The 18,015-nt window shown below is 62.5% G+C and carries 19 protein-coding genes; 1 reads left to right on the top strand and 18 read right to left on the bottom strand.

Annotated elements, in window-relative coordinates; translation table 11 throughout:
* Positions 1-4 precede the first annotated feature (4 nt).
* From lpxB to CK226_RS21460, 13 genes are all read right to left on the bottom strand, one after another.
* Entirely contained in the window at positions 5-1,177 is a 1,173-nt protein-coding gene (lpxB, locus tag CK226_RS21520; protein ID WP_095793023.1) for a lipid-A-disaccharide synthase, read from the bottom strand.
* Positions 1,170-2,084, bottom strand: coding sequence for an LpxI family protein (locus CK226_RS21515; protein ID WP_095793022.1), 915 nt, complete (start codon positions 2,082-2,084; stop codon positions 1,170-1,172). The genes lpxB and CK226_RS21515 overlap by 8 nt, the downstream gene beginning before the upstream one ends.
* Entirely contained in the window at positions 2,056-2,889 is an 834-nt protein-coding gene (gene lpxA / locus CK226_RS21510) for an acyl-ACP--UDP-N-acetylglucosamine O-acyltransferase (protein ID WP_095793021.1), read from the bottom strand. Before lpxA ends, CK226_RS21515 begins: the two co-directional genes overlap by 29 nt.
* A gap of 13 nt (positions 2,890-2,902) precedes the next feature.
* Positions 2,903-3,370 carry a 3-hydroxyacyl-ACP dehydratase FabZ gene (gene fabZ / locus CK226_RS21505; RefSeq protein ID WP_020628878.1) on the bottom strand — a complete coding sequence of 156 codons (468 nt, stop codon included), beginning with the start codon at positions 3,368-3,370 and terminating at the stop codon, positions 2,903-2,905.
* The gene (gene lpxD / locus CK226_RS21500; RefSeq protein ID WP_095774341.1) at positions 3,363-4,418 is read right to left on the bottom strand and encodes a UDP-3-O-(3-hydroxymyristoyl)glucosamine N-acyltransferase; all 1,056 of its coding nucleotides are present in this window, start codon (positions 4,416-4,418) and stop codon (positions 3,363-3,365) included. Before lpxD ends, fabZ begins: the two co-directional genes overlap by 8 nt.
* A gap of 76 nt (positions 4,419-4,494) precedes the next feature.
* Entirely contained in the window at positions 4,495-6,876 is a 2,382-nt protein-coding gene (bamA, locus tag CK226_RS21495; protein WP_095774340.1) for an outer membrane protein assembly factor BamA, read from the bottom strand.
* A 217-nt stretch (positions 6,877-7,093) separates the two neighbouring features.
* Positions 7,094-8,236, bottom strand: coding sequence for an RIP metalloprotease RseP (gene rseP, locus CK226_RS21490; protein ID WP_095774339.1), 1,143 nt, complete (start codon positions 8,234-8,236; stop codon positions 7,094-7,096).
* A 95-nt stretch (positions 8,237-8,331) separates the two neighbouring features.
* The gene (locus CK226_RS21485) at positions 8,332-9,147 is read right to left on the bottom strand and encodes a phosphatidate cytidylyltransferase (RefSeq protein WP_095793020.1); all 816 of its coding nucleotides are present in this window, start codon (positions 9,145-9,147) and stop codon (positions 8,332-8,334) included.
* The gene (locus CK226_RS21480; protein ID WP_095774337.1) at positions 9,144-9,878 is read right to left on the bottom strand and encodes an isoprenyl transferase; all 735 of its coding nucleotides are present in this window, start codon (positions 9,876-9,878) and stop codon (positions 9,144-9,146) included. Before CK226_RS21480 ends, CK226_RS21485 begins: the two co-directional genes overlap by 4 nt.
* A gap of 32 nt (positions 9,879-9,910) precedes the next feature.
* Positions 9,911-10,465, bottom strand: a complete 555-nt coding sequence (frr, locus tag CK226_RS21475; protein WP_010909550.1) for a ribosome recycling factor — start codon at positions 10,463-10,465, stop codon at positions 9,911-9,913.
* 108 nt (positions 10,466-10,573) lie between these two features.
* Positions 10,574-11,296 (bottom strand): UMP kinase, encoded by a 723-nt coding sequence (pyrH, locus tag CK226_RS21470; RefSeq protein ID WP_095774470.1) that lies wholly within the window; start codon positions 11,294-11,296, stop codon positions 10,574-10,576.
* Positions 11,297-11,455: 159 nt separating this feature from the next.
* Complete coding sequence (locus tag CK226_RS21465) at positions 11,456-12,565, bottom strand: aldo/keto reductase (protein ID WP_095793019.1); 1,110 nt, start codon at positions 12,563-12,565, stop codon at positions 11,456-11,458.
* 37 nt (positions 12,566-12,602) lie between these two features.
* The gene (locus CK226_RS21460; protein ID WP_095788819.1) at positions 12,603-13,130 is read right to left on the bottom strand and encodes a nuclear transport factor 2 family protein; all 528 of its coding nucleotides are present in this window, start codon (positions 13,128-13,130) and stop codon (positions 12,603-12,605) included.
* Between the two features lie 132 nt (positions 13,131-13,262).
* Between CK226_RS21460 and CK226_RS21455 the strand changes: the two genes are divergently transcribed.
* Complete coding sequence (locus CK226_RS21455) at positions 13,263-14,198, top strand: LysR family transcriptional regulator (RefSeq protein ID WP_095793018.1); 936 nt, start codon at positions 13,263-13,265, stop codon at positions 14,196-14,198.
* 13 nt (positions 14,199-14,211) lie between these two features.
* Here the strand turns inward: CK226_RS21455 and tsf are convergent, their stop codons facing one another.
* From tsf to CK226_RS21430, 5 genes are all read right to left on the bottom strand, one after another.
* Positions 14,212-15,132, bottom strand: a complete 921-nt coding sequence (gene tsf / locus CK226_RS21450; RefSeq protein ID WP_010909555.1) for a translation elongation factor Ts — start codon at positions 15,130-15,132, stop codon at positions 14,212-14,214.
* Between the two features lie 110 nt (positions 15,133-15,242).
* Positions 15,243-16,025 carry a 30S ribosomal protein S2 gene (gene rpsB, locus CK226_RS21445; RefSeq protein ID WP_019858207.1) on the bottom strand — a complete coding sequence of 261 codons (783 nt, stop codon included), beginning with the start codon at positions 16,023-16,025 and terminating at the stop codon, positions 15,243-15,245.
* A 177-nt stretch (positions 16,026-16,202) separates the two neighbouring features.
* On the bottom strand, positions 16,203-16,814 hold the full coding sequence (locus CK226_RS21440; protein ID WP_095788821.1) for a LysE family translocator: 612 nt from the start codon (positions 16,812-16,814) through the stop codon (positions 16,203-16,205).
* A complete protein-coding gene (locus tag CK226_RS21435; RefSeq protein WP_095774332.1) occupies positions 16,811-17,089 on the bottom strand; it encodes a DUF4031 domain-containing protein in 279 nt (92 codons plus the stop codon). The genes CK226_RS21440 and CK226_RS21435 overlap by 4 nt, the downstream gene beginning before the upstream one ends.
* A 36-nt stretch (positions 17,090-17,125) precedes the next feature.
* Positions 17,126-17,956: a cell envelope integrity EipB family protein gene (locus tag CK226_RS21430; protein WP_095774331.1), complete on the bottom strand. Its 831-nt coding sequence runs from the start codon at positions 17,954-17,956 to the stop codon at positions 17,126-17,128.
* Between the last annotated feature and the right edge of the window lie 59 nt (positions 17,957-18,015).

Below are 18,015 nucleotides of genomic sequence, written 5' to 3'. Positions count from 1 at the left end.
CCTCTCAGGGCGCCTTTTTTATATGGCGCAGCACCACGCCCGCCGCGATCTCACCCGATGGCCTGTCCGTCGCCATGCGCCGCGCGATCTCGGCAAAGCCGTCCTTCTGCCAGGCGCGCATGCCGCTGTCGGCGAACAACGCTTCCAGTTGGCGAGCCAGATTGTTCGGCTTGACGTACTCGTTGTAGAACTCCGGGATAAGGGCGCGATCCGAGATGAGATTGGGCAGCAGCGCCGACCAGACCGAAACAAGATACGGCGCAACTGCACGGGCGACCGGATCGAGCCTGTAGGACGACACCATCGGCACACCAGCCAAAGCCAGTTCCAGCGATACGGTTCCCGATGCGATCAGCGCGGCGTCGGCCCTGCCGAAAGCCTGCCATTTGCGTTGCGGATCAACGATGATTTCGGGTTTTTCGTCCCAACGGTTGACCGAGGATTTGACGAGATCGGCGACATGCGGAACCGTCGGTAGCAGCAGTCGCAGCCGATTCCCGCGCGCGCGCAGCATCGACACGGTCTCGCCGAATGGTTCGATCAGCCGCCGTACCTCGCCGCGCCGCGAGCCCGGCAGGACGAGCAATGTCTTGATCCGGTCCTGGGCAAGATCGCGCGGCAAGGCCTGCGCCTTCTGGGCGGCAAGAACGCCCGCATCATGCGTCAGGCGATGCCCGACATAGGTGCCCGGCGGGCCGCCCAGCCGGTCGAGCTCCTTCACCTCGAACGGCAGGATGCAGAGGATGTGGTCGACATAGGGCTTCATCGCCACCGCCCTGCCCGGCCGCCAGGCCCAGACGCTCGGGCAGACATAGTGGATGATCGGTATCGACGGATTGGCCGCCCGCACCTTCCTGGCGACGCGCAAGGAAAAGTCCGGACTGTCGATGGTGACCAGGCAGTCCGGCTTTTCCTCGGCGATGGTTTTGGCCAGTTGACCGATCCGCCTGATGAGACGCGGCAGATCGCGCAGGACGGCACTGAAACCCATCAGCGCGATCTCACCGGCATCAAAGGGGGACACCAGGCCCAATTCGCTGAGATGCCGGCCGCCGAGGCCAACAAGCTGCACCTCGCGACCTGTTATCTGGCGGAGCGAGCGCACGATGTCGGCGCCAAGCAGGTCACCCGATTCCTCGCCGGCGACGATCGCGATCTTCAGCCCCTTGTCAGCCATGCGCGGGCTCCGCTGCGGCCAAGCCGACGATGAACAGGCCAAGTTCATTGGCGCGCGACAGTGTCGCGGGGCCTTCGAGGATCAGCGAGCGCCCTGCTTCGACGGCAATGCCGGCAAGCCCCGCCACATGGGCCGCTTCGACCGTCTGCGGCCCGATGGACGGAAGGTCCGCGCGCAGTTCCTGGCCAGGCTTGGCGCATTTGACCAGGACGCCGCGGGTCTTGCCGGCGATACGGCCGTGGCCACGCAGCGGTTTGGCGCGGTCGAGCAATCCGGCCGTACCCTCGATACCCTCGAGCGCGATGGCCCGGCCGCCGACCGCGATCGCCGCCTGGCCGATATCCAGCGCCCCGATGGCCTTCGCCGCCGCAAAGCCTGCCTCGATGTCGCGCCAATCCGATTTCTGCGGCGCCGCTTTGGTCAAGACGCCTTCGGCGGCGACCAGGCTCGGCACGATCTCGTGGGCGCCCATGACCTTAATCCCTCGCGCCTCAAGACCGCGCGCCACCACCTTCAGCAAGCCATCGTCGCCACGCGCCAGCGCCATGACAACAATTGGTATCACCGCCAGCAGGCTAAGGCTTGGGCGCAGATGCGTCAGCCTTGGCCGGCGCTTGATCTCGCCGGCAAGCACCAGATGGGTAATCCGGTGGCGTTTGAGCAAAGGAATAAGCGAGCCTATCGCCTCCAGGGCAAGGGTCTCATGCTCGTACCGGCACAATTCCGGCAGACGGTCGGCTTCGCCCTCCATGAGGACGATGAAGGGCGGATACCCTTGCCCGGCCGAGCCCGCCGCGACTTCGACCGGAAGACTGCCGCCGCCTGCGATGATGCCGACCCTGGCATCTGGCGGGAGATCAAGACCGGCGGAAGCGGCCTCAGTCTTCATCGTCGGTATCGTCGCCATCGCTGCCTTTTAGCGATGGCACTGCATAGTGCCGCTTGCCGCGACTGCTGATGAAGTCGACGATCTTCATGGCGGTCGGCGAAGAGGCGAACTCGGCCTTGGCGGATTCGATGTTCTCGCCGACGGTGCGGGAGCGGTCGAAAATTGTCTTGTAGGCTTTGCGCAACAGATGGATTTCGGAACGCGGTAGACCGGCGCGCTTGAGGCCGATGATGTTCAAACCGCGCAAGCTGGCGCGGTTGCCGACGGCAATGGCATAGGGAATGACGTCACCAACGAAGGCCGAGCACCCGCCAAGAAAGGCATTGTCGCCGACGCGCACGAATTGATGAACGGCACTGAGGCCGCCTATGTAGACGTTGTCGCCAATCTCGCAGTGGCCGCCCAGCGTCGCGCCATTGGCGAAGGTAGCGTTCTTGCCGACAACGCAATCATGGGCGATGTGGGCGTAGGCAAGGAAATTGCCATTGTCGCCCACTGTCGTTTCGCCGCGGCTGGTGTCGGTGCCGACATGCATCGTGACGCCTTCGCGGATGGTGCAGTTGGCGCCGATGACCAGCGTCGTGCGGCCGCCCTTGTGTTTGGTGTTCTGCGGCGGTGCGCCCAATGTCGCCATCGGATAGACCTTGGTCGAGGCGCCGATGGTGGTCGCGCCTATGACGGAGACATGGCTGACCAGTTCGACACCATCGCCGATCACGGCCTCGGCGCTGATGTGGCAGAACGGCCCTATGCGCACGCCCTGACCGATTTGAGCGCCCTCTTCCACGACGGAGGAAGGATGGATTGAAGTCTTGATTTTCATAAGCACTCGATCGTCAGTCGCCGGTGACCATCATGGCTGAAATCTCGGCCTCGGCCGCCTTGGTGCCATCGACCAGGGCTTCGCAGGCGAATTTGAGCAGGTTGCCGCGCTTCTTGATTTTCTTGACGTGAATCTTCAACTGGTCGCCGGGAACGACCGGTTTGCGGAATTTGGCGTTGTCGATGGTCAGGAAATAGACCAGCGACGGCTTCGACGCCCCAAGGCTGCGGATGCAGATGGCGCCTGCCGTCTGCGCCATGGCCTCGACGATCAGCACGCCCGGCATCACCGGCTGCTCCGGGAAATGCCCCTGAAAATGCGGCTCGTTGATGGTGACGTTCTTGATGCCGACGGCGGAATCGTCGCCATCGATGTCGACGATGCGGTCGATCATCAGGAAAGGATAGCGGTGCGGCAGGAGCTTCATCAGCCCCAGTATGTCGACCGCTTCCAGCGTCGTCGCCGCCACCATATCAGCCATTGTCCTTGCCCTGCTTGCGTGCCCTGGCCATCGTGCGCAACATGGCTATCTCCCGCATGGCTTCCGCCATCGGCTGTGCCGGATAACCGCCCCAGATCTCGCCGGCGGGAACATTGCTCATAAATCCACTTCTGGCGGCAAGCTTGGCCCCTGAGCCGATGGTCAAGTGATCCGCGAGCCCGACGCCACCGCCCATCGTAACGTTGTCACCCACGACCACGGAACCGGAAATACCTGAAAGCCCCGCCACTATGCAATTGCGGCCGATGCGGACGTTATGGGCGATCTGCACGAGATTGTCGATCTTGGTGCCCTGACCGATGATCGTATCGGACATGGCGCCGCGGTCGACGGTGGAATTGGAGCCGATCTCGACATCATCCTGGATGACGACCCGTCCGATCTGGGGAACGCGTTCCGGGCCCTTGGCACCGCCGACAAAGCCGAAGCCGTCCTGGCCGATCCTGGCGCCGCCATGGATGATGACCCGATTGCCGATCAGCGCATACTGGATGCTGGCGCCCGGGCCGACATAGCCGTCACGGCCGATCTGGCAGGATTGTCCAATGACCGCGTTTGGCGCGATGACGGTGCCGCTGCCGATCGAGACGCCTGGCCCGATGACCACACCGGCCTCGATTATGGCGCCAGCTTCGACATGGGCGGTCGGATCGATATGGGCATGCGCTGAAACACCGGTTTCACCGGTCATTGGGCCCGGCGTGGCGGCTGTCGGAAACAGCAGCCGGCCGACCAGCGCGAATGCCTGTTGCGGACGCGGATGGATCAATACGGCGACGCCGGACGGCGCCTTGTTGGCGAATTCCGCCGGACACAGCACCGCAGCCGCCCGCAATGACGACATCAGCGCGGAATTGCGCCTGCCGTCGACGAAGACGAGCGCATTTGCGCCGCCTTCGTGGGCCGGCGCCAGCGCCTCGATCGAAACGTCGGATTGGCCGGAATCGACAAGCACCGAGCCGGTCAGATTCGCGACTTCGGCCGCCGTATACCGGCGTGATGGCGCGAAGAACACCGGATCGGTCATTCCAGAAGCTATATCCAGCTAGGTCGGAACATTTCTCCCGGATCCAAAAAAATCCGGGAGCATCGTTGGCCGCCGATCAGAAGCGGGTCGATATGCCGAAGTTGAATTCCTGCACGTCGTCGCTCGCTTCCTTCTTGACCGGGATCGCATAGTCGATACGGATCGGACCGAACGGCGAGGCCCACATTAGGCCGACGCCGACCGAAGCGCGCAATTTCATGCCGGTCGAGTCCTGATCGACCAGTGTCTGATCAGCAATCTTGTTGCCGTAGAGCGTTGCAGCGTCGGCGAAGACCGCGCCACGCAGGCCGAAGCTCTCGGGAACGACCGGCAGCGGGAACTGGGCCTCGGCAGAGGCGTTGAAATAGGTCGTGCCGCCCAGATGGTCGCCAACACCGGAGGAGTCGACCGGACCGATGCCGCCATAGGCAAAGCCGCGGATCATGCGGTCGGTACTCTGGAACTGATCGAAGATGCGCAGACCACCTTCGTTGCCGTAACCCTCGACGTGGCCAGCGCCACCTGAAATGAGGCCGACAAGGTCGAGCTGTTCGGACAGAGTCTGATAGACGCTGCCGCGACCGGTGATCTTCACGAACTTGGCATCGCCGCCGAGACCCGCGACCTCCACCGTCGTGTTGGCATAGATACCCTCATGCGGGTTCTTCATGTCGTCGATGGTGTTGTAGACCAATCCCAGGCTGACCGAAGACTTGATCCAGGGGCTTTCTGCGATGCCATCCAGGATGGCTGGCGAAATCGTACAGGCGCCGTCTGGGTCTCCGACACTGGTAGGACCGCAACTGTCGTCGACCTTATACTTCTCCTGAGAGATATTATACGCCAGCTGGGTCGTGATGCTGTTGGTGATCGGCAGCCCGAAGCGAACCGTCGCACCTACGGTATCGCTGTCATAGTTGTCGTTGTATTGCCTCGTCGACTTGTAGATGTCGAAGCCGGCGGCGATGCGCCGTCCGAGGAAATACGGCTCGGTAAATGACACGCTGTAGTCGCGCGAATTCTTGCCGCCGCCCGCCGACAGCTTGATGAACTGGCCGCGGCCGAGGAAGTTGCGCTCGGTGATCGATCCTTCGACGGACGGGCCTGCCGAGTCACCGCCGGTCGAATAGCCGGCGCCAACGGAGAATTCACCCGTCGACTTTTCGACCACGTCGACCACAAGCACGACCTGATCGGGCTGCGAGCCGGGCACCGTCGAGATTTCGACTTTGTCAAAATAATTCAGGTCTTCCAGGCGTTTCTTCGCGCGCTGGATGAGCACCTGGTTAAACGCATCGCCTTCGCTGACATCGAATTCGCGGCGGATGACATAGTCACGCGTGCGGTCATTGCCGCGGATCTCGATGCGCTCGATATAGGCCTTGGTGCCCTGGTCGACCGTATAGACCACCGAAATCGTATGGTTCTCGAAATTGCGATCGCCGCGCGGCGTTACCTGCGCGAAGGCATAGCCTGAACCGGCCACCTTCTCGGTGAGAGCGATGATGGAGTCCTCGACATCCTTGGCGTTGTAGACATCGCCCTTGTGGGTCTCGACCACCGATTCTAGCGACTTGGAGTCGACTTCCGGGATCGTGCTTTCGACGCTGATATCGCCGAAATTGTAGCGCTCGCCTTCCTGGACGGTGATGGTGACCGTGTATTTGTTCGTCGCATTGTCGAGTTCGCCGACGGCCGACACGACCTGGAAATCGGCGTAGCCGTGGTTGTAATAGAAGCGGCGCAGCAGCTCCTGGTCGGCGCGCAGCTTGTCCTCGTCATAGACGTCGTCGCGCAGGATGAACGACACCCAGGACGAACGCTTGGTGTTGATCACGTCCGACAGACGGCGGCTCGAATAGGCGCTGTTGCCGACGAAATTGATCGCCGCGATCTGCGTACGGTCGCCTTCGGTGATGTGGAACACCACGTTCACGCGGTTGTCGCCGAGTTCCATGATCTGCGTGGTCACGCCTGCATCATCGCGGCCTATGCGCCTATAAGCGGCTTTCACGGCCTCGACGTCGGAATCGAGCGTCGCCTGCGAGAATGTGCCACGCGGCTTCAGCTGGACCGCCGCCTGGAGCGCGTTGTCCTTGAGCTTCTTGTTGCCCTGGAACAGCACCTGGTTGACGACCTTGTATTCGGCAACCTTGACCACCAGCGTCGAGCCGACCTGATTGATCTGCACGTCCGAGAACAGGCCAGTGCCAAACAGCGCCTTGACGGCCGCGTCCACATCGGAACTGGAGAAGGCCTTGCCGGGCTTGATGGTGATGTAGTTGCGGATGGTATCGGCGTCGACACGCTGGTTGCCGCTCACCTCGACCCTGCTGACGACAGCGGCTTCAGCCGCCGATGTGGCAACGAATTGTACTGCGAGCGCACCTGGCACGACCAGAGCGGCGGACAGTGCCGCCGCTGACGCGGCGCTCAGAAACTTGGATGCTGCCTTCATCGGGCTTAATAACCTTTTCTCGTAGTCCCCACGGCGAGAAAACCGGACGTGCGGTAATTTCCCCTACCGTATTAACCGGATTTTCCCTACACGCAAGGCTTCTGGTTAATTTGTATTTACTTAACCCTGGTGCGTGGCTTTCGCGTCACTCATATCCCCGTGCATGGTAAACGGCGTCTCAACATCGACCATGCCAAAGCCAAATTTCTTCATGATTTCAGCACCCAAACAGATCGTTCCAGAATACGAAACCCATGAAGCACAAGACCAGGAGCAGACCGGCCCGATAGGCCATTTCCATCATCCGTTCCGACACCGGCCGGCGAATGACGGCCTCCACCCCGTAGAACAACAGATGGCCGCCGTCGAGGGGGGGAATCGGCAAAAGGTTTAGAATACCTATGCCAACGGAGAGCAGCGCGACGAGCTGCACGAGCCATTCGAAACCGAGTTTCGCCGCCTTGCCGGCCATGTCCGCGATCTTGACGGGACCGCCCAATTGGCACTTGTCCTCGCGCCCGACGGCGAAACGCTGCAAGAACTGGCCGGTGCGTTCGATGACGTGGCCCGTTTCCTCAACTGCCGCCGCAACCGCCCCGACCGGTGTGTAGGTGATGAGACGCGGCTGACCGAGTTCCTTGTTGTTGACAACGCCGATCACTGCGACCTTGACCTTGTTGCCGAGCGCGTCTTGCTGCTCCATCAACTGCGGCGTCGCGGTCACCGTGATTTCCTTGCCGCCGCGCAGCATGACAAAGGTGATGGTATCGCCGGCGCGGCCCGAGACCAGCCGCTGCACATCGCCAAAGGTTTCGACCTTGCTGCCGTCGACACTGACGAATCGATCGCCAGGCTGGATGCCGGCCTTTGCCGCCGGACTGTCCGCTGTGACTTCCGCCACCATGGGCTCTGCGACATAACGCCCATAGGACGCAAACAGCACGGAGAAGACGACGATCGCCAGAAGGAAATTGAACAGGGGTCCAGCCACCACGGTCGCCGCACGCTTCCAGATGGCCTGGGTGTGGAAGGCAACCTTGCGCTCCTCGTCGGTCAGCGTTTCGAGCTCTTGCGAGGTGGGCTGGCTGGAGGTGGCGTTCATGTCGCCGACAAATTTGACATAGCCGCCAAGCGGTATGGCGCAAAGCTTCCAGCGCGTGCCATGCCGGTCGTTGAAGCCGATGAGTTCGGGACCGAAGCCGATCGAGAAGGCCCTGACTCCGATGCCGCACCAGCGACCGACGAGGTAGTGGCCCATCTCGTGGACGAACACGACCACGGTCAGCACGAAGAGAAACGGCACGAGCGTGCCGAGAAAAAAGCCTTCGGTGCTGAAAATCGCGTGAAGAATCCCGTTCAACTCATGCCCTCAAATTCTTCCGCTGTCGCGGTGACTGTGACATCAATCCAGGCGAATCCAAGGCACGCCCGCACCAGATCGTGAAACGACACCGTTCAAATCGGAAATAGCCCCTGCGCCGGATGATCGGCGCCCGCCGAAATCCAGCCAATGACGTATAGGGCAAGAGCCGCCGCGACAAGCCCGTCGACACGGTCCATGACACCGCCATGGCCTGGAATGAGCACGCCCGAATCCTTGCGGCCATGCCGCCGCTTGACCCAGGATTCGAACAGGTCTCCAGCCTGAGCGATAATCGAAAGCACAAGCGCCACGAGGCCAAGCAAGGCCAGATTGCCGGCACCGGCGGCTGCTGCCAGCACGACCCCGGCGACAACGCCGCCAACCGCGCCGCCGACCGCGCCGCTGCGCGTCTTGCCGGGCGAAATCGACGGCGCCAGCTTGGGACCACCGACGGCGCGCCCGACGAAATAGGCAAAAATGTCGGTCGCCCAGACGACCGCGAACAGGAACAGGATGGCGACGAGGCCCGGAAGGTCGCCATCACGCAACAACGCAAGCGACAGGCCGGACACGCTGGCATAGGCAAGACCGCTTGCCTCCCACTGCCCGGCCTTGCGAACCAGGGCGGCAGTCGCCGTAACGGCGATCAGAATCGCGACGAGCAGCAGCAGCCACCATGCGGCAAGCCCGGCAATCAAGGCACTGATGAAAACGACGGCCAGCGCCTCGGGCAGGAAGCCCAGCCCATGGGCCGCGGCTGGCCGCGACATGCGTGTCCACTCGTAGAAGATCATCGCCGACATGGCCGCGCACAGCAGTCGGAATGGCAGGCCACCAAGCCAGGTCAGGCCGAGGGCGATGACGGCAAGCACGACCGCTGAAATGACGCGGAGCTGAAGGTTGCTCATCCCGCGGCCGGTCGCGAAGCGACGTCTTGCGGGCCCACTCCGCCGAAACGGCGCTCGCGGCCGGCAAATTCGCGCAACGCCTCGGCAAGGTGTTCGCGGCTGAAGTCAGGCCAATAGCAAGGCAGGAAGACGAGCTCGCTGTAAGCGGCCTGCCACAAGAGGAAGTTGGACAGGCGAAGCTCGCCGCTGGTGCGTATGACCAGTTCCGGATCGGGAATGCCTTGCGTGTCGAGACAGCCGGCAAAGCTCTCTGCTGTGATCGATTCGGCGTCGATTTCGCCGCGCGCCGCGGCCAAGGCAAGCTTGCGCGCCGTGCGGACGATCTCGTCGCGCCCGCCATAGTTGAAGGCGATCACCAGCGTCAGGGACTCGTTACGCGCGGTCAGCGATTCGGCCTCTTCGAGCAACCCTCGGATGTCGGCCTGCAGCCCTGCCCTGTCGCCGATGATCCTGACCCGCACGCCGCTCTGGTGCAGTTCGGCGAGATCACGGCGGATGAACAGCTTCAACAGTCCCATCAGGTCGCTGACCTCGGCCTTCGGCCGCGACCAGTTTTCCGACGAGAACGCATAGACGGTCAGGTAGGAGATGCCGAGATCGGGCGCCGCGCGCACCGTTTTGCGCAATGCCTCGACGCCGGCGCGATGACCGGCAAGCCTCGGCATGCCGCGCGCCTTGGCCCAGCGTCCATTTCCATCCATGATGATCGCGACATGCGCGGGCGTTGTCATGATCTCGCTTTCGGGTCAGCCGGCCGCCAACCCTAAACCTGCATGATTTCAGCTTCCTTGTCGGAAAGCAGATGATCGATGGTGCTGATCGTTTCGTCTGTAAGCTTCTGGACCTGATCCGAACGCTTGCGCTGATCATCCTCGCTGATAACGCCGTCCTTCTCGGCCTTCTTCAGGAAGTCCATGCCGTCGCGGCGCACATGGCGCGCGGCGACACGCGCATTCTCGGCATAGCCGTGCGAGATCTTGACCAGTTCCTTGCGGCGCTGCTCGTTGAGCTCCGGCAGCGGAATCCTCAGATTGGTGCCGTCGACGATGGGATTGAAGCCCAGGTTGGATTCGCGGATGGCGCGATCGACGGCGCCGACCATCGACTTGTCCCAGATCGACACCGAGATCATGCGCGGCTCCGGCACCGTGACGTTGGCCACCTGGTTGATCGGCATGGTGGTGCCATAGGCCTGCACCTGGATGGCATCGAGCAGATTGCTGGAGGCGCGGCCGGTCCGCAGCGAAGCCAAATCATGCTTGAACGCGGCGATTGCCCCATCCATGCGCCGCTTGAGATCGTCGTACTCACCACTCATCTTAGTCTCCTCGACCCGTCTGCCGCGGGTTCACTGCCTCGGGGCAAGGCCCTGTTCGAGCCTGATTTTCGAAAAGCCGGTCTCCCTTTCCAGGGATCAGGCTCCGGATCAACCGTCCGCGACGACCGTGCAGCGGCCGCCGCCCCTCAGAATATCGCCGAAACCACCTTTTTCGTGGATCGAATAGACGATTATCGGAATGTTGTTTTCGCGCGCAAGTGCAATCGCAGCCGTATCCATGATGGAAAGGCCTCGATTTATGACTTCGGCATGGCTGATGCGCTCGAAACGCGTCGCATTCGGATCCTTTTTTGGGTCGGCCGAATAGACGCCATCGACCTGCGTGCCCTTGAACAGCGCATCGGCGCCGATTTCGGCCGCGCGCAGCGCCGCCGCCGAATCAGTGGTGAAGAACGGATTGCCGGTGCCGCCGGCAAAGATCACCACCTTGCCCTGGTTCATGTAGGCGGTGGCCTGGCGCTGCGAAAAGCTTTCGCACAACTCCGGCATGGCGATCGCGGACAGCACCACGGCGTCGACGCCGATCTTGTTCAGCGAGGTGCGCAGCGCCAGCGAGTTGATGACCGTGGCAAGCATGCCCATGTGGTCGCCGGTAACGCGGTCTCCGCCCTTGGAGGCGACAGCCACACCACGGAAGATATTGCCGCCGCCGATGACGACGCCGACCTCGATGCCAAGCGCTCGGGCCTCGGCGATGTCAGCGGCGATGCGATCCACGACGGAGACATCGATGCCGAAATGCTGTTCGCCCATCAACGCTTCGCCCGACGCTTTCAGCAAGACACGTCGGTAGAGGGGCTTCACCGTCATCTGGTCCTCGTCATTTTTCATGTGGTCGCGCCTGGGCTGGCCGCCCTCGCGCAGGCGCCGCGCCCGAACATTGGCATGATGCCGAGTTCCGATACACGAAGGGCGCCGCGATGTCACGCGGCGCCCGACCGGCAAATTGGTGGCAAGCTGCGGGATCGATCAGTCGGTCGACACGCTGGCCGGCTCGCCCTCGACAAGCACCGGCGTTGCGTAGCTGGAGGGCTTGTCGCCGGTTGCTGCACCACCGGTGACGCGCGCCTGTATCAGCGATCCGAAATAGGAATAAGGGAACGGCGCCGGCGTTCTGCTGACCGCATCCAGCCGGTCGCGAAGCCCTAGCGGAATCTCGAAATCCAGCGCGCCAAGATTGTCCTTGATCTGGGCAAGCGTCGTCGCACCGAGGATGACCGTGGCGATCCCCGGCTGCGTCGCCACCCAGTTGAGCGCGACCTGCGGCATGCTGCGGCCGAGTTCGGATGCGACCTTTTCGAGTTCGGCCACGATGGCCCAGTTGCGCTCCGTGAATTTCTGGAATCCCGGATGAGCCGAATTGCGGAAACCGTCGAGCCGGCCGGCATTTCCGGCCTGGGCCGGCCGATACTTGCCGCTGAGCAGCCCACTGGCGAGCGGGCTCCAGACCATGATGCCGGCGCCATGGCGCGTGCCGAAAGGCACGAACTCGTTCTCGATCGAGCGCTCGGCCAGGGAGTATTCGAGCTGCAGGGCAGAAACCGGCTCATACCCGCGCAGCTCGGCGATCGCCTGTGCCCGTCCCGCATACCAGGCCGGCACATCGGACAGGCCGACATGGCGAATTTTCCCCGCGCGCACGAGATCGTCCAGCGAGCGCATGACCTCCTCGGCCGGCGTCAGCCTGTCCCACACATGCATGAGATAGAGATCTATATAGTCGGTGCCCAGCCGCTTCAGCGAGGCATCGACCGCCCGCATGATGTTCTTGCGGCCGTTGCCGCCGGCATTCGGATTGCCCGGCTGCATGTTCATGGTGAACTTGCTGGCGATTACCGCGGTGTCGCGCAAGCCCCGCTCGGCGATGAATTCGCCAAGCCAGGCTTCGGCCGTGCCACCGGTGTAGAGGTCCGCCGTGTCGAAGAAATTGCCGCCCGCCTCGACATAGGCGTCGAACATCGCGCGGGCTGTCTCCCTGTCAGCTCCCCAGCCCCATTCCTTGCCGAAAGTCATCGTGCCGAGCGCCAGCCGGCTGACCCTGAGGCCGCTATTGCCGAGGGTGTAATAGGTCATGGTCATGATCGTTTTCCAATACTTGCTGGTGAAAGCTGTGGCCTCACAGGCCTGGGGTCGCCTTGACCCAAGGATTGCCGCGCTCATGCGTCATGCGGAACGTGAAGCCGTCGACTTTCCAGCCGGAGGAGGAGCGCGTCAGGTGATGCTCATAGGTGCCCCAGACTTCCCAAAGCGGGTCGCCATTGCCTTCCATCCGGTTCCAGGCATAGCCATTCGAACAGACGGTCGCCGTGTCCGCCTTGAGAACGACCTGGTGATTGGTGCGCAAATGCAGGCTCCTCTTCGAGCCCTTGAGATTGCCGGCCCAGGTGCCGATCAGCTCGTCGGAGGCGATGTTGGCCGCAGGCTGCCCGGACAGGCTGCTGAAATCAGCGATAACCCGATCCGCGAAGTAGCTGCGCGCCAGTTTCCAGTCCTGCGCGTCGACGGCGCGGTCGATGGCGTCCGCAATGCGGATGACCGCGCGTTCGTCCGCGAGCGCCTGCCAGCCGGAAGGTTCGGCCCCGCCGGCATCGATCGGCGCCAGCGCCATGCCTGCCGCGAACGTTACGTGCTTCAATGCATTCATGTCTCTTCTCCTTGATGCCATCGGCCGATTGCCGATGTGTGGGGGCGCCGACGTGTTGGCGACAATGTGGATCACCGCGTCGGCATCGATAAGATTGCATTGTCTGCAAACACCATGCGATATCGTGCATGAATGGATCGGGATCTCCTCACGCATCTGCCTGTCATCGTGGCCGTTGCCCGGCGTGGCGGCTTCGCGCTTGCCGCCGCCGAACTTGGCATGAGCCCGTCAGCGGTCAGCCATGCGGTGCGGCTGGTCGAGGAGCGCATCGGCCAGCCCTTGTTCGCGCGCACGACGCGCAGCGTCTCACTGACCGAAGCCGGCAAGGCGCTGGTGGAGACCGCGGCTCCTGCCCTTCAGGATATTGGCGAGCGGATCGATCGAATCCGCAGCGTCAAGGGCAGGCCCTCCGGCCTGCTCAGGATCAACGCCTCCACCATCGCGATTCCATTGGCGGTGACGCCTGTCGTCGCGGCGATGGCCGAGCGCTATCCGGACGTTACGGTGGAGATTTTCGCCGATCAGGGGCTGGTCGACATCGTCGGCGAAGGCTTTGACGCCGGCATCCGGCTGGGCGAGATGATCGCGCAGGACATGGTGGCCGTGCGGCTCACGCCTCCGTTCAAAACCGTCATCGTCGCTTCTCCCGCCTATATCGGGCGCCGCGGCCGTCCGCGCAGCGTCGCCGATCTCGCCAACCACAATTGCATCGGCTACCGGCTTGTCCGCTCCGGTGCCCTCTATCGCTGGGATTTGACCGAAGACGGCAAGGATGTCGTGATGCAGACCGGCGGTACGGTCGTCGTCACGGATTCGCTCGCGGCGATTGACCTGGCGCTAGCCGGAGTGGGCCTTGCCTATATGTTCGAACCGCTGGCGCGCGCCGATCTTGCGGCCGGCCGCCTGGTGCAGGTCCTGTCGCAAACGGCAATCGAGGAACCCGGCCTTTTCCTCTATTTCCCGCGCCGTGCGGCGATGGCGCCGAAACTACGGGCCTTTATCGACACCGCACAAGAAATCGGCCGGACATCCCTGCGGACATCCGGCCGAAAAACGCTTTCGGCATAAAGCGGTAGGAAGTTTACTTCTTGACCGCCGCCGCGACTTCCGCCGCGAAGTCGGTCTCTTCCTTCTCGATGCCCTCGCCGAGCGCGAAGCGCAAATAGGCCGTGATCTTGGCCGGCGCGCCGATTTCCTTCTCGGCATCCTTCAGCGCCTTCTCGACGGTGATGTCGGGATTGAGCACGAAGGCCTGCTTCAAGAGCACGACTTCCTCGTAGAACTTGCGCATGCGGCCCTCGACCATCTTTTCGATGATCGCTTCCGGCTTGCCGGACTGGCGCGCCTGATCGGAGAAGATCGCCTTCTCACGCTCGACCGCTGCCGGATCGATCTGCTCCGCCGTCAACGCCATCGGGTTGGTGGCGGCGACATGCATGGCGACCTGACGGCCGAAAGCATTGGCGGCATGCTCGTTGCCGGTGGTTTCGATCGCAACCAGCACGCCGAGCTTGCCGAGGCCGTCGGCGACCGCGTTGTGGACATAGGTCGCAACCGCGCCGTGCGGAACCGTCAGCTTGGCCGAGCGGCGGAAGCCCAGATTCTCGCCAATGGTGCCGACCGCATCCTTGATGGTGTCGGTGACCGACTTGTCCGAACCCGGATACTTCGCGGCAGCCACGGCTTCCGTCGTGCCGTAGGCGAGAGCAACCTTGGCAACGTTGGCGACGATCTCCTGGAACGCGGCGTTGCGGGCGACGAAGTCGGTCTCGGAATTGACCTCGACGACGGCAGCTTCGCGCACGCCGGCATCGACGCCGATCAGCCCCTCGGCCGCGGTGCGGCCGGCCTTCTTGTCAGCCTTGGAAATGCCCTTCTTGCGCAGCCAGTCGACGGCTTCTTCCATGTTGCCGTTGGTCTCGTTCAACGCCGCCTTGCAGTCCATCATGCCCGCGCCGGTCAAGTCGCGGAGTTCTTTGACCTGTGCAGCCGAAATGCTCATTGTCGCCTCTTTGTTTTAAATGCACCGACGCACCACCGCTACTCGATGATGCGTCCGTTTAGCGTGCCAAAATATTAGAAAGATGAAGGCCGGAACCGGCCCTCGCCGTTTTACGCCTGAGGGGTCTCGGTCGACGGAGCCGGATCGAGCGCCGGCTCGACCGGGGCTTCGACCGAAGCGCCGATATCAACGCCGAGCGCGCCCTGCTGACGGGCGATGCCGTCGATCGCAGCCTTGGCGATCAGGTCGCAATAGAGCTGGATGGCGCGGGCCGCGTCGTCATTGCCAGGGATCGGGAAGTCGATCTTGTCCGGATCGCAGTTCGAATCGATGATGGCGACGACCGGGATGCCGAGACGCTTGGCCTCGAGGATGGCGATCGCTTCCTTGTTGGTGTCGATCACGAACATCAGGTCAGGCGTCGAGCCCATGTCCTTGATGCCGCCCAGAGCCTTGTCGAGCTTCTCGCGCTCGCGGTCGAGGTTCAGGCGCTCCTTCTTGGTGAGGCCCTGGGCCTCGCCGGCCAGCATCTCGTCGAGCTTGCGCAGGCGCTGGATCGAATTCGAGATTGTCTTCCAGTTGGTCAGCATGCCGCCGAGCCAACGCGAATTGACATAGTACTGGGCCGAACGCTGCGCCGCATCGGCAACGATGTCGGACGCCTGGCGCTTGGTGCCGACGAACAGCACGCGGCCGCCCTTGGCAACGGTGTCGGAAACCTGCTTCAGCGCCTGGTGCAGCAAAGGCACCGTCTGCGAGAGGTCGATGATGTGGATGTTGTTGCGGGCGCCGTAGATGTAGGGCGCCATTTTCGGGTTCCAGCGGTGGGTCTGGTGGCCGAAGTGAATGCCAGCTTCCAAAAGCTGGCGCATGCTGAAATCAGGCAGAGCCATTCTCATTTTCCTTTCCGGTTAGCCTCCACGGACACAGGCATTTTTGGACGATGTCCTCTAACGCCACCGGAGGTTTCAGCCGGATTTCTCCCGGGCAGACACCAAAGTCCGTGTGTGGAATGAGCGCGCATATAGAGGGGAAGCGCGACAAACGCAAGCGGGGCGGCGTTTTACCGCTCAACGTGCGGCAATCAGCGCTCCGGTGCCGATCATCGCGCTGCCGGCAAACCGGTTCATCAGCCGCATGCGCTTCGGTGTCCTGAACCAGCTAGACGCCCGGCCGGCAAGCGCCGCATAGACCCCCATGGTCAGGATATTGACGCTGATGACGGTGGCCACCACCAGCAGGCCGTCGACAAATGTCAGCGTGTCGAGGTTGAGGATCAGCGGCATGATCGAGGCGTGGAACAGGATCGCCTTGGGGTTGCCCAGCGCAATGGACGCGCCAAGGAAAAAAGACCGGGACAATCTCGCCTCGGCCGTCCGCGGCCCATTCGATTGCGCGGTCGAGGCGCGCCACATCCTGATGCCGAGAAAGATCAGGTAGGCGGCGCCGGCATATTTTAGCAGGAGAAAGATCCATTCGAAGGTTTGCGCCAGCGCCACCAGGCCGAGCAGCGCCAGGGTGACCAGCACGGCATCGCCGGCGGCGACCCCGACGCCGGCCATGAAGGCACGCAGGAAACCGCGTGACACACCATTGGTGATGACCGTGAACATAGCAGGCCCAGGCGTGGCGGCAGCGAGTGTGACGGCGGCGCAATAGGCGAGAAATGCTGTTGGTGTCATCGTTTGGCCTTTCCATTGGGCACCCGCACCCGCCGGAAGATCGCGACGATCTCCTCGCGGCTGCATTCGATGGCGCCGAGCCGCACCGCGCGGTCGCGCTCCAAGCCGGTTATGTCATAATGCGGAGCCGATGTCTTGGGCGGCCCCTGGTAGGATGAACGCTTGACGCCAAGCGCGGCGGCGAAACGATGCAGTTCGTCAGTGTCGTCGGCCATCAGGTGGCACCAGCGATGGCCGGCCCATTTCCAGATCGCCGCATCGACGTAGACCGCCATCAAGCCCGCCGCGGCCAGTTCAATTGAGCAACCCTGCTATTTCGAGACCGGGCAAGGCTTGGTCTGGTCGAACAGCGACAGGTTGACCAGCTTGCCGGTCATCGAGAAGTCGCCATAGTCCATGGTGAGATCGCGGGTGATGCCGTTGTCGTGCAGCTTGAAGCTGATCCGGTATTCCGGCACTTCTTCGCCGTTCTGGGCGCTGTCGTCGAAATAGGCGATGTCGACCGGCCAGTATTTGTCGGTGGCGAGCTTGGCCAGCGCCGGAGCCTCCGGATCGGCCTTGTCGGCTTCGGTCTTCTTGCCGACGACGACGGTGGTCGCCATTACCTTGTTGGCGTCCTCCGACCCGTCGAACAGGTTCGTCTGGTAGAAATTCTCGCCTTTTTCGGCCTTGCCGATCAGTTCGACCAAATGCTGGGTCGGAAACTGGGTCGCGGCGAGTTCCAGACTGCTCTTCTCGGGCTTGTCGATATCGACCTTGAGCCCCTTCTGATCTTTCGTGGCGATACCCTTGACCTCCTTGTCGAGGTTCTGGTCGACAAAGGATTTGGTCACAAATGAGAAGGTCTTGCCTTCGGCATCCTCGAAAGTCGTCGTCTGCTGGTCGGTCAATCGCGTATTGTCGTTGGTGACGATCTGGGTGACGAACCGGAATTTCACCGTATAGCCTTCGCAGGCCGAACCGTTGAATTCGTAGACCATGCGACCGGATATGCCTGTTATGCCGGAGCGGTCTGAGGCCTTTTTGAGGGTAAGGTCATACACGGCGCGATGCGCCTGCAGCGCCGGTACGGCGAAGGCGGGAACTATCGGGAACACCGCCGACAACAGAACGGCATGGAATGCAAGGCGCGCTGCGCGCATGGGGTACTCCGATCGTCGCGGCTGATGGCAGGCCGCAGGGAAAGATGGTCCAGCTTAAA

The organism is Mesorhizobium sp. WSM4311 (assembly GCF_002295115.1).
GTDB lineage: Bacteria > Pseudomonadota > Alphaproteobacteria > Rhizobiales > Rhizobiaceae > Mesorhizobium.
The sequence above is the reverse complement of the archived record's forward strand: the minus strand, read 5'-3'. Positions and strand labels throughout refer to the sequence as shown.

What these genes read in the sequence shown, in the direction of transcription:
- lpxB (WP_095793023.1), bottom strand. Translation starts at nt 1,177, where the DNA reads ATGGCTGACAAGGGGCTGAAGATCGCGATCGTCGCCGGCGAGGAATCG.
- CK226_RS21515 (WP_095793022.1), bottom strand. Translation starts at nt 2,084, where the DNA reads ATGGCGACGATACCGACGATGAAGACTGAGGCCGCTTCCGCCGGTCTT.
- lpxA (WP_095793021.1), bottom strand. Translation starts at nt 2,889, where the DNA reads ATGAAAATCAAGACTTCAATCCATCCTTCCTCCGTCGTGGAAGAGGGC.
- fabZ (WP_020628878.1), bottom strand. Translation starts at nt 3,370, where the DNA reads ATGGCTGATATGGTGGCGGCGACGACGCTGGAAGCGGTCGACATACTG.
- lpxD (WP_095774341.1), bottom strand. Translation starts at nt 4,418, where the DNA reads ATGACCGATCCGGTGTTCTTCGCGCCATCACGCCGGTATACGGCGGCC.
- bamA (WP_095774340.1), bottom strand. Translation starts at nt 6,876, where the DNA reads ATGAAGGCAGCATCCAAGTTTCTGAGCGCCGCGTCAGCGGCGGCACTG.
- CK226_RS21485 (WP_095793020.1), bottom strand. Translation starts at nt 9,147, where the DNA reads ATGAGCAACCTTCAGCTCCGCGTCATTTCAGCGGTCGTGCTTGCCGTC.
- CK226_RS21480 (WP_095774337.1), bottom strand. Translation starts at nt 9,878, where the DNA reads ATGACAACGCCCGCGCATGTCGCGATCATCATGGATGGAAATGGACGC.
- frr (WP_010909550.1), bottom strand. Translation starts at nt 10,465, where the DNA reads ATGAGTGGTGAGTACGACGATCTCAAGCGGCGCATGGATGGGGCAATC.
- pyrH (WP_095774470.1), bottom strand. Translation starts at nt 11,296, where the DNA reads ATGACGGTGAAGCCCCTCTACCGACGTGTCTTGCTGAAAGCGTCGGGC.
- CK226_RS21465 (WP_095793019.1), bottom strand. Translation starts at nt 12,565, where the DNA reads ATGACCATGACCTATTACACCCTCGGCAATAGCGGCCTCAGGGTCAGC.
- CK226_RS21460 (WP_095788819.1), bottom strand. Translation starts at nt 13,130, where the DNA reads ATGAATGCATTGAAGCACGTAACGTTCGCGGCAGGCATGGCGCTGGCG.
- CK226_RS21455 (WP_095793018.1), top strand. Translation starts at nt 13,263, where the DNA reads ATGGATCGGGATCTCCTCACGCATCTGCCTGTCATCGTGGCCGTTGCC.
- tsf (WP_010909555.1), bottom strand. Translation starts at nt 15,132, where the DNA reads ATGAGCATTTCGGCTGCACAGGTCAAAGAACTCCGCGACTTGACCGGC.
- rpsB (WP_019858207.1), bottom strand. Translation starts at nt 16,025, where the DNA reads ATGGCTCTGCCTGATTTCAGCATGCGCCAGCTTTTGGAAGCTGGCATT.
- CK226_RS21440 (WP_095788821.1), bottom strand. Translation starts at nt 16,814, where the DNA reads ATGACACCAACAGCATTTCTCGCCTATTGCGCCGCCGTCACACTCGCT.
- CK226_RS21435 (WP_095774332.1), bottom strand. Translation starts at nt 17,089, where the DNA reads ATGGCGGTCTACGTCGATGCGGCGATCTGGAAATGGGCCGGCCATCGC.
- CK226_RS21430 (WP_095774331.1), bottom strand. Translation starts at nt 17,956, where the DNA reads ATGCGCGCAGCGCGCCTTGCATTCCATGCCGTTCTGTTGTCGGCGGTG.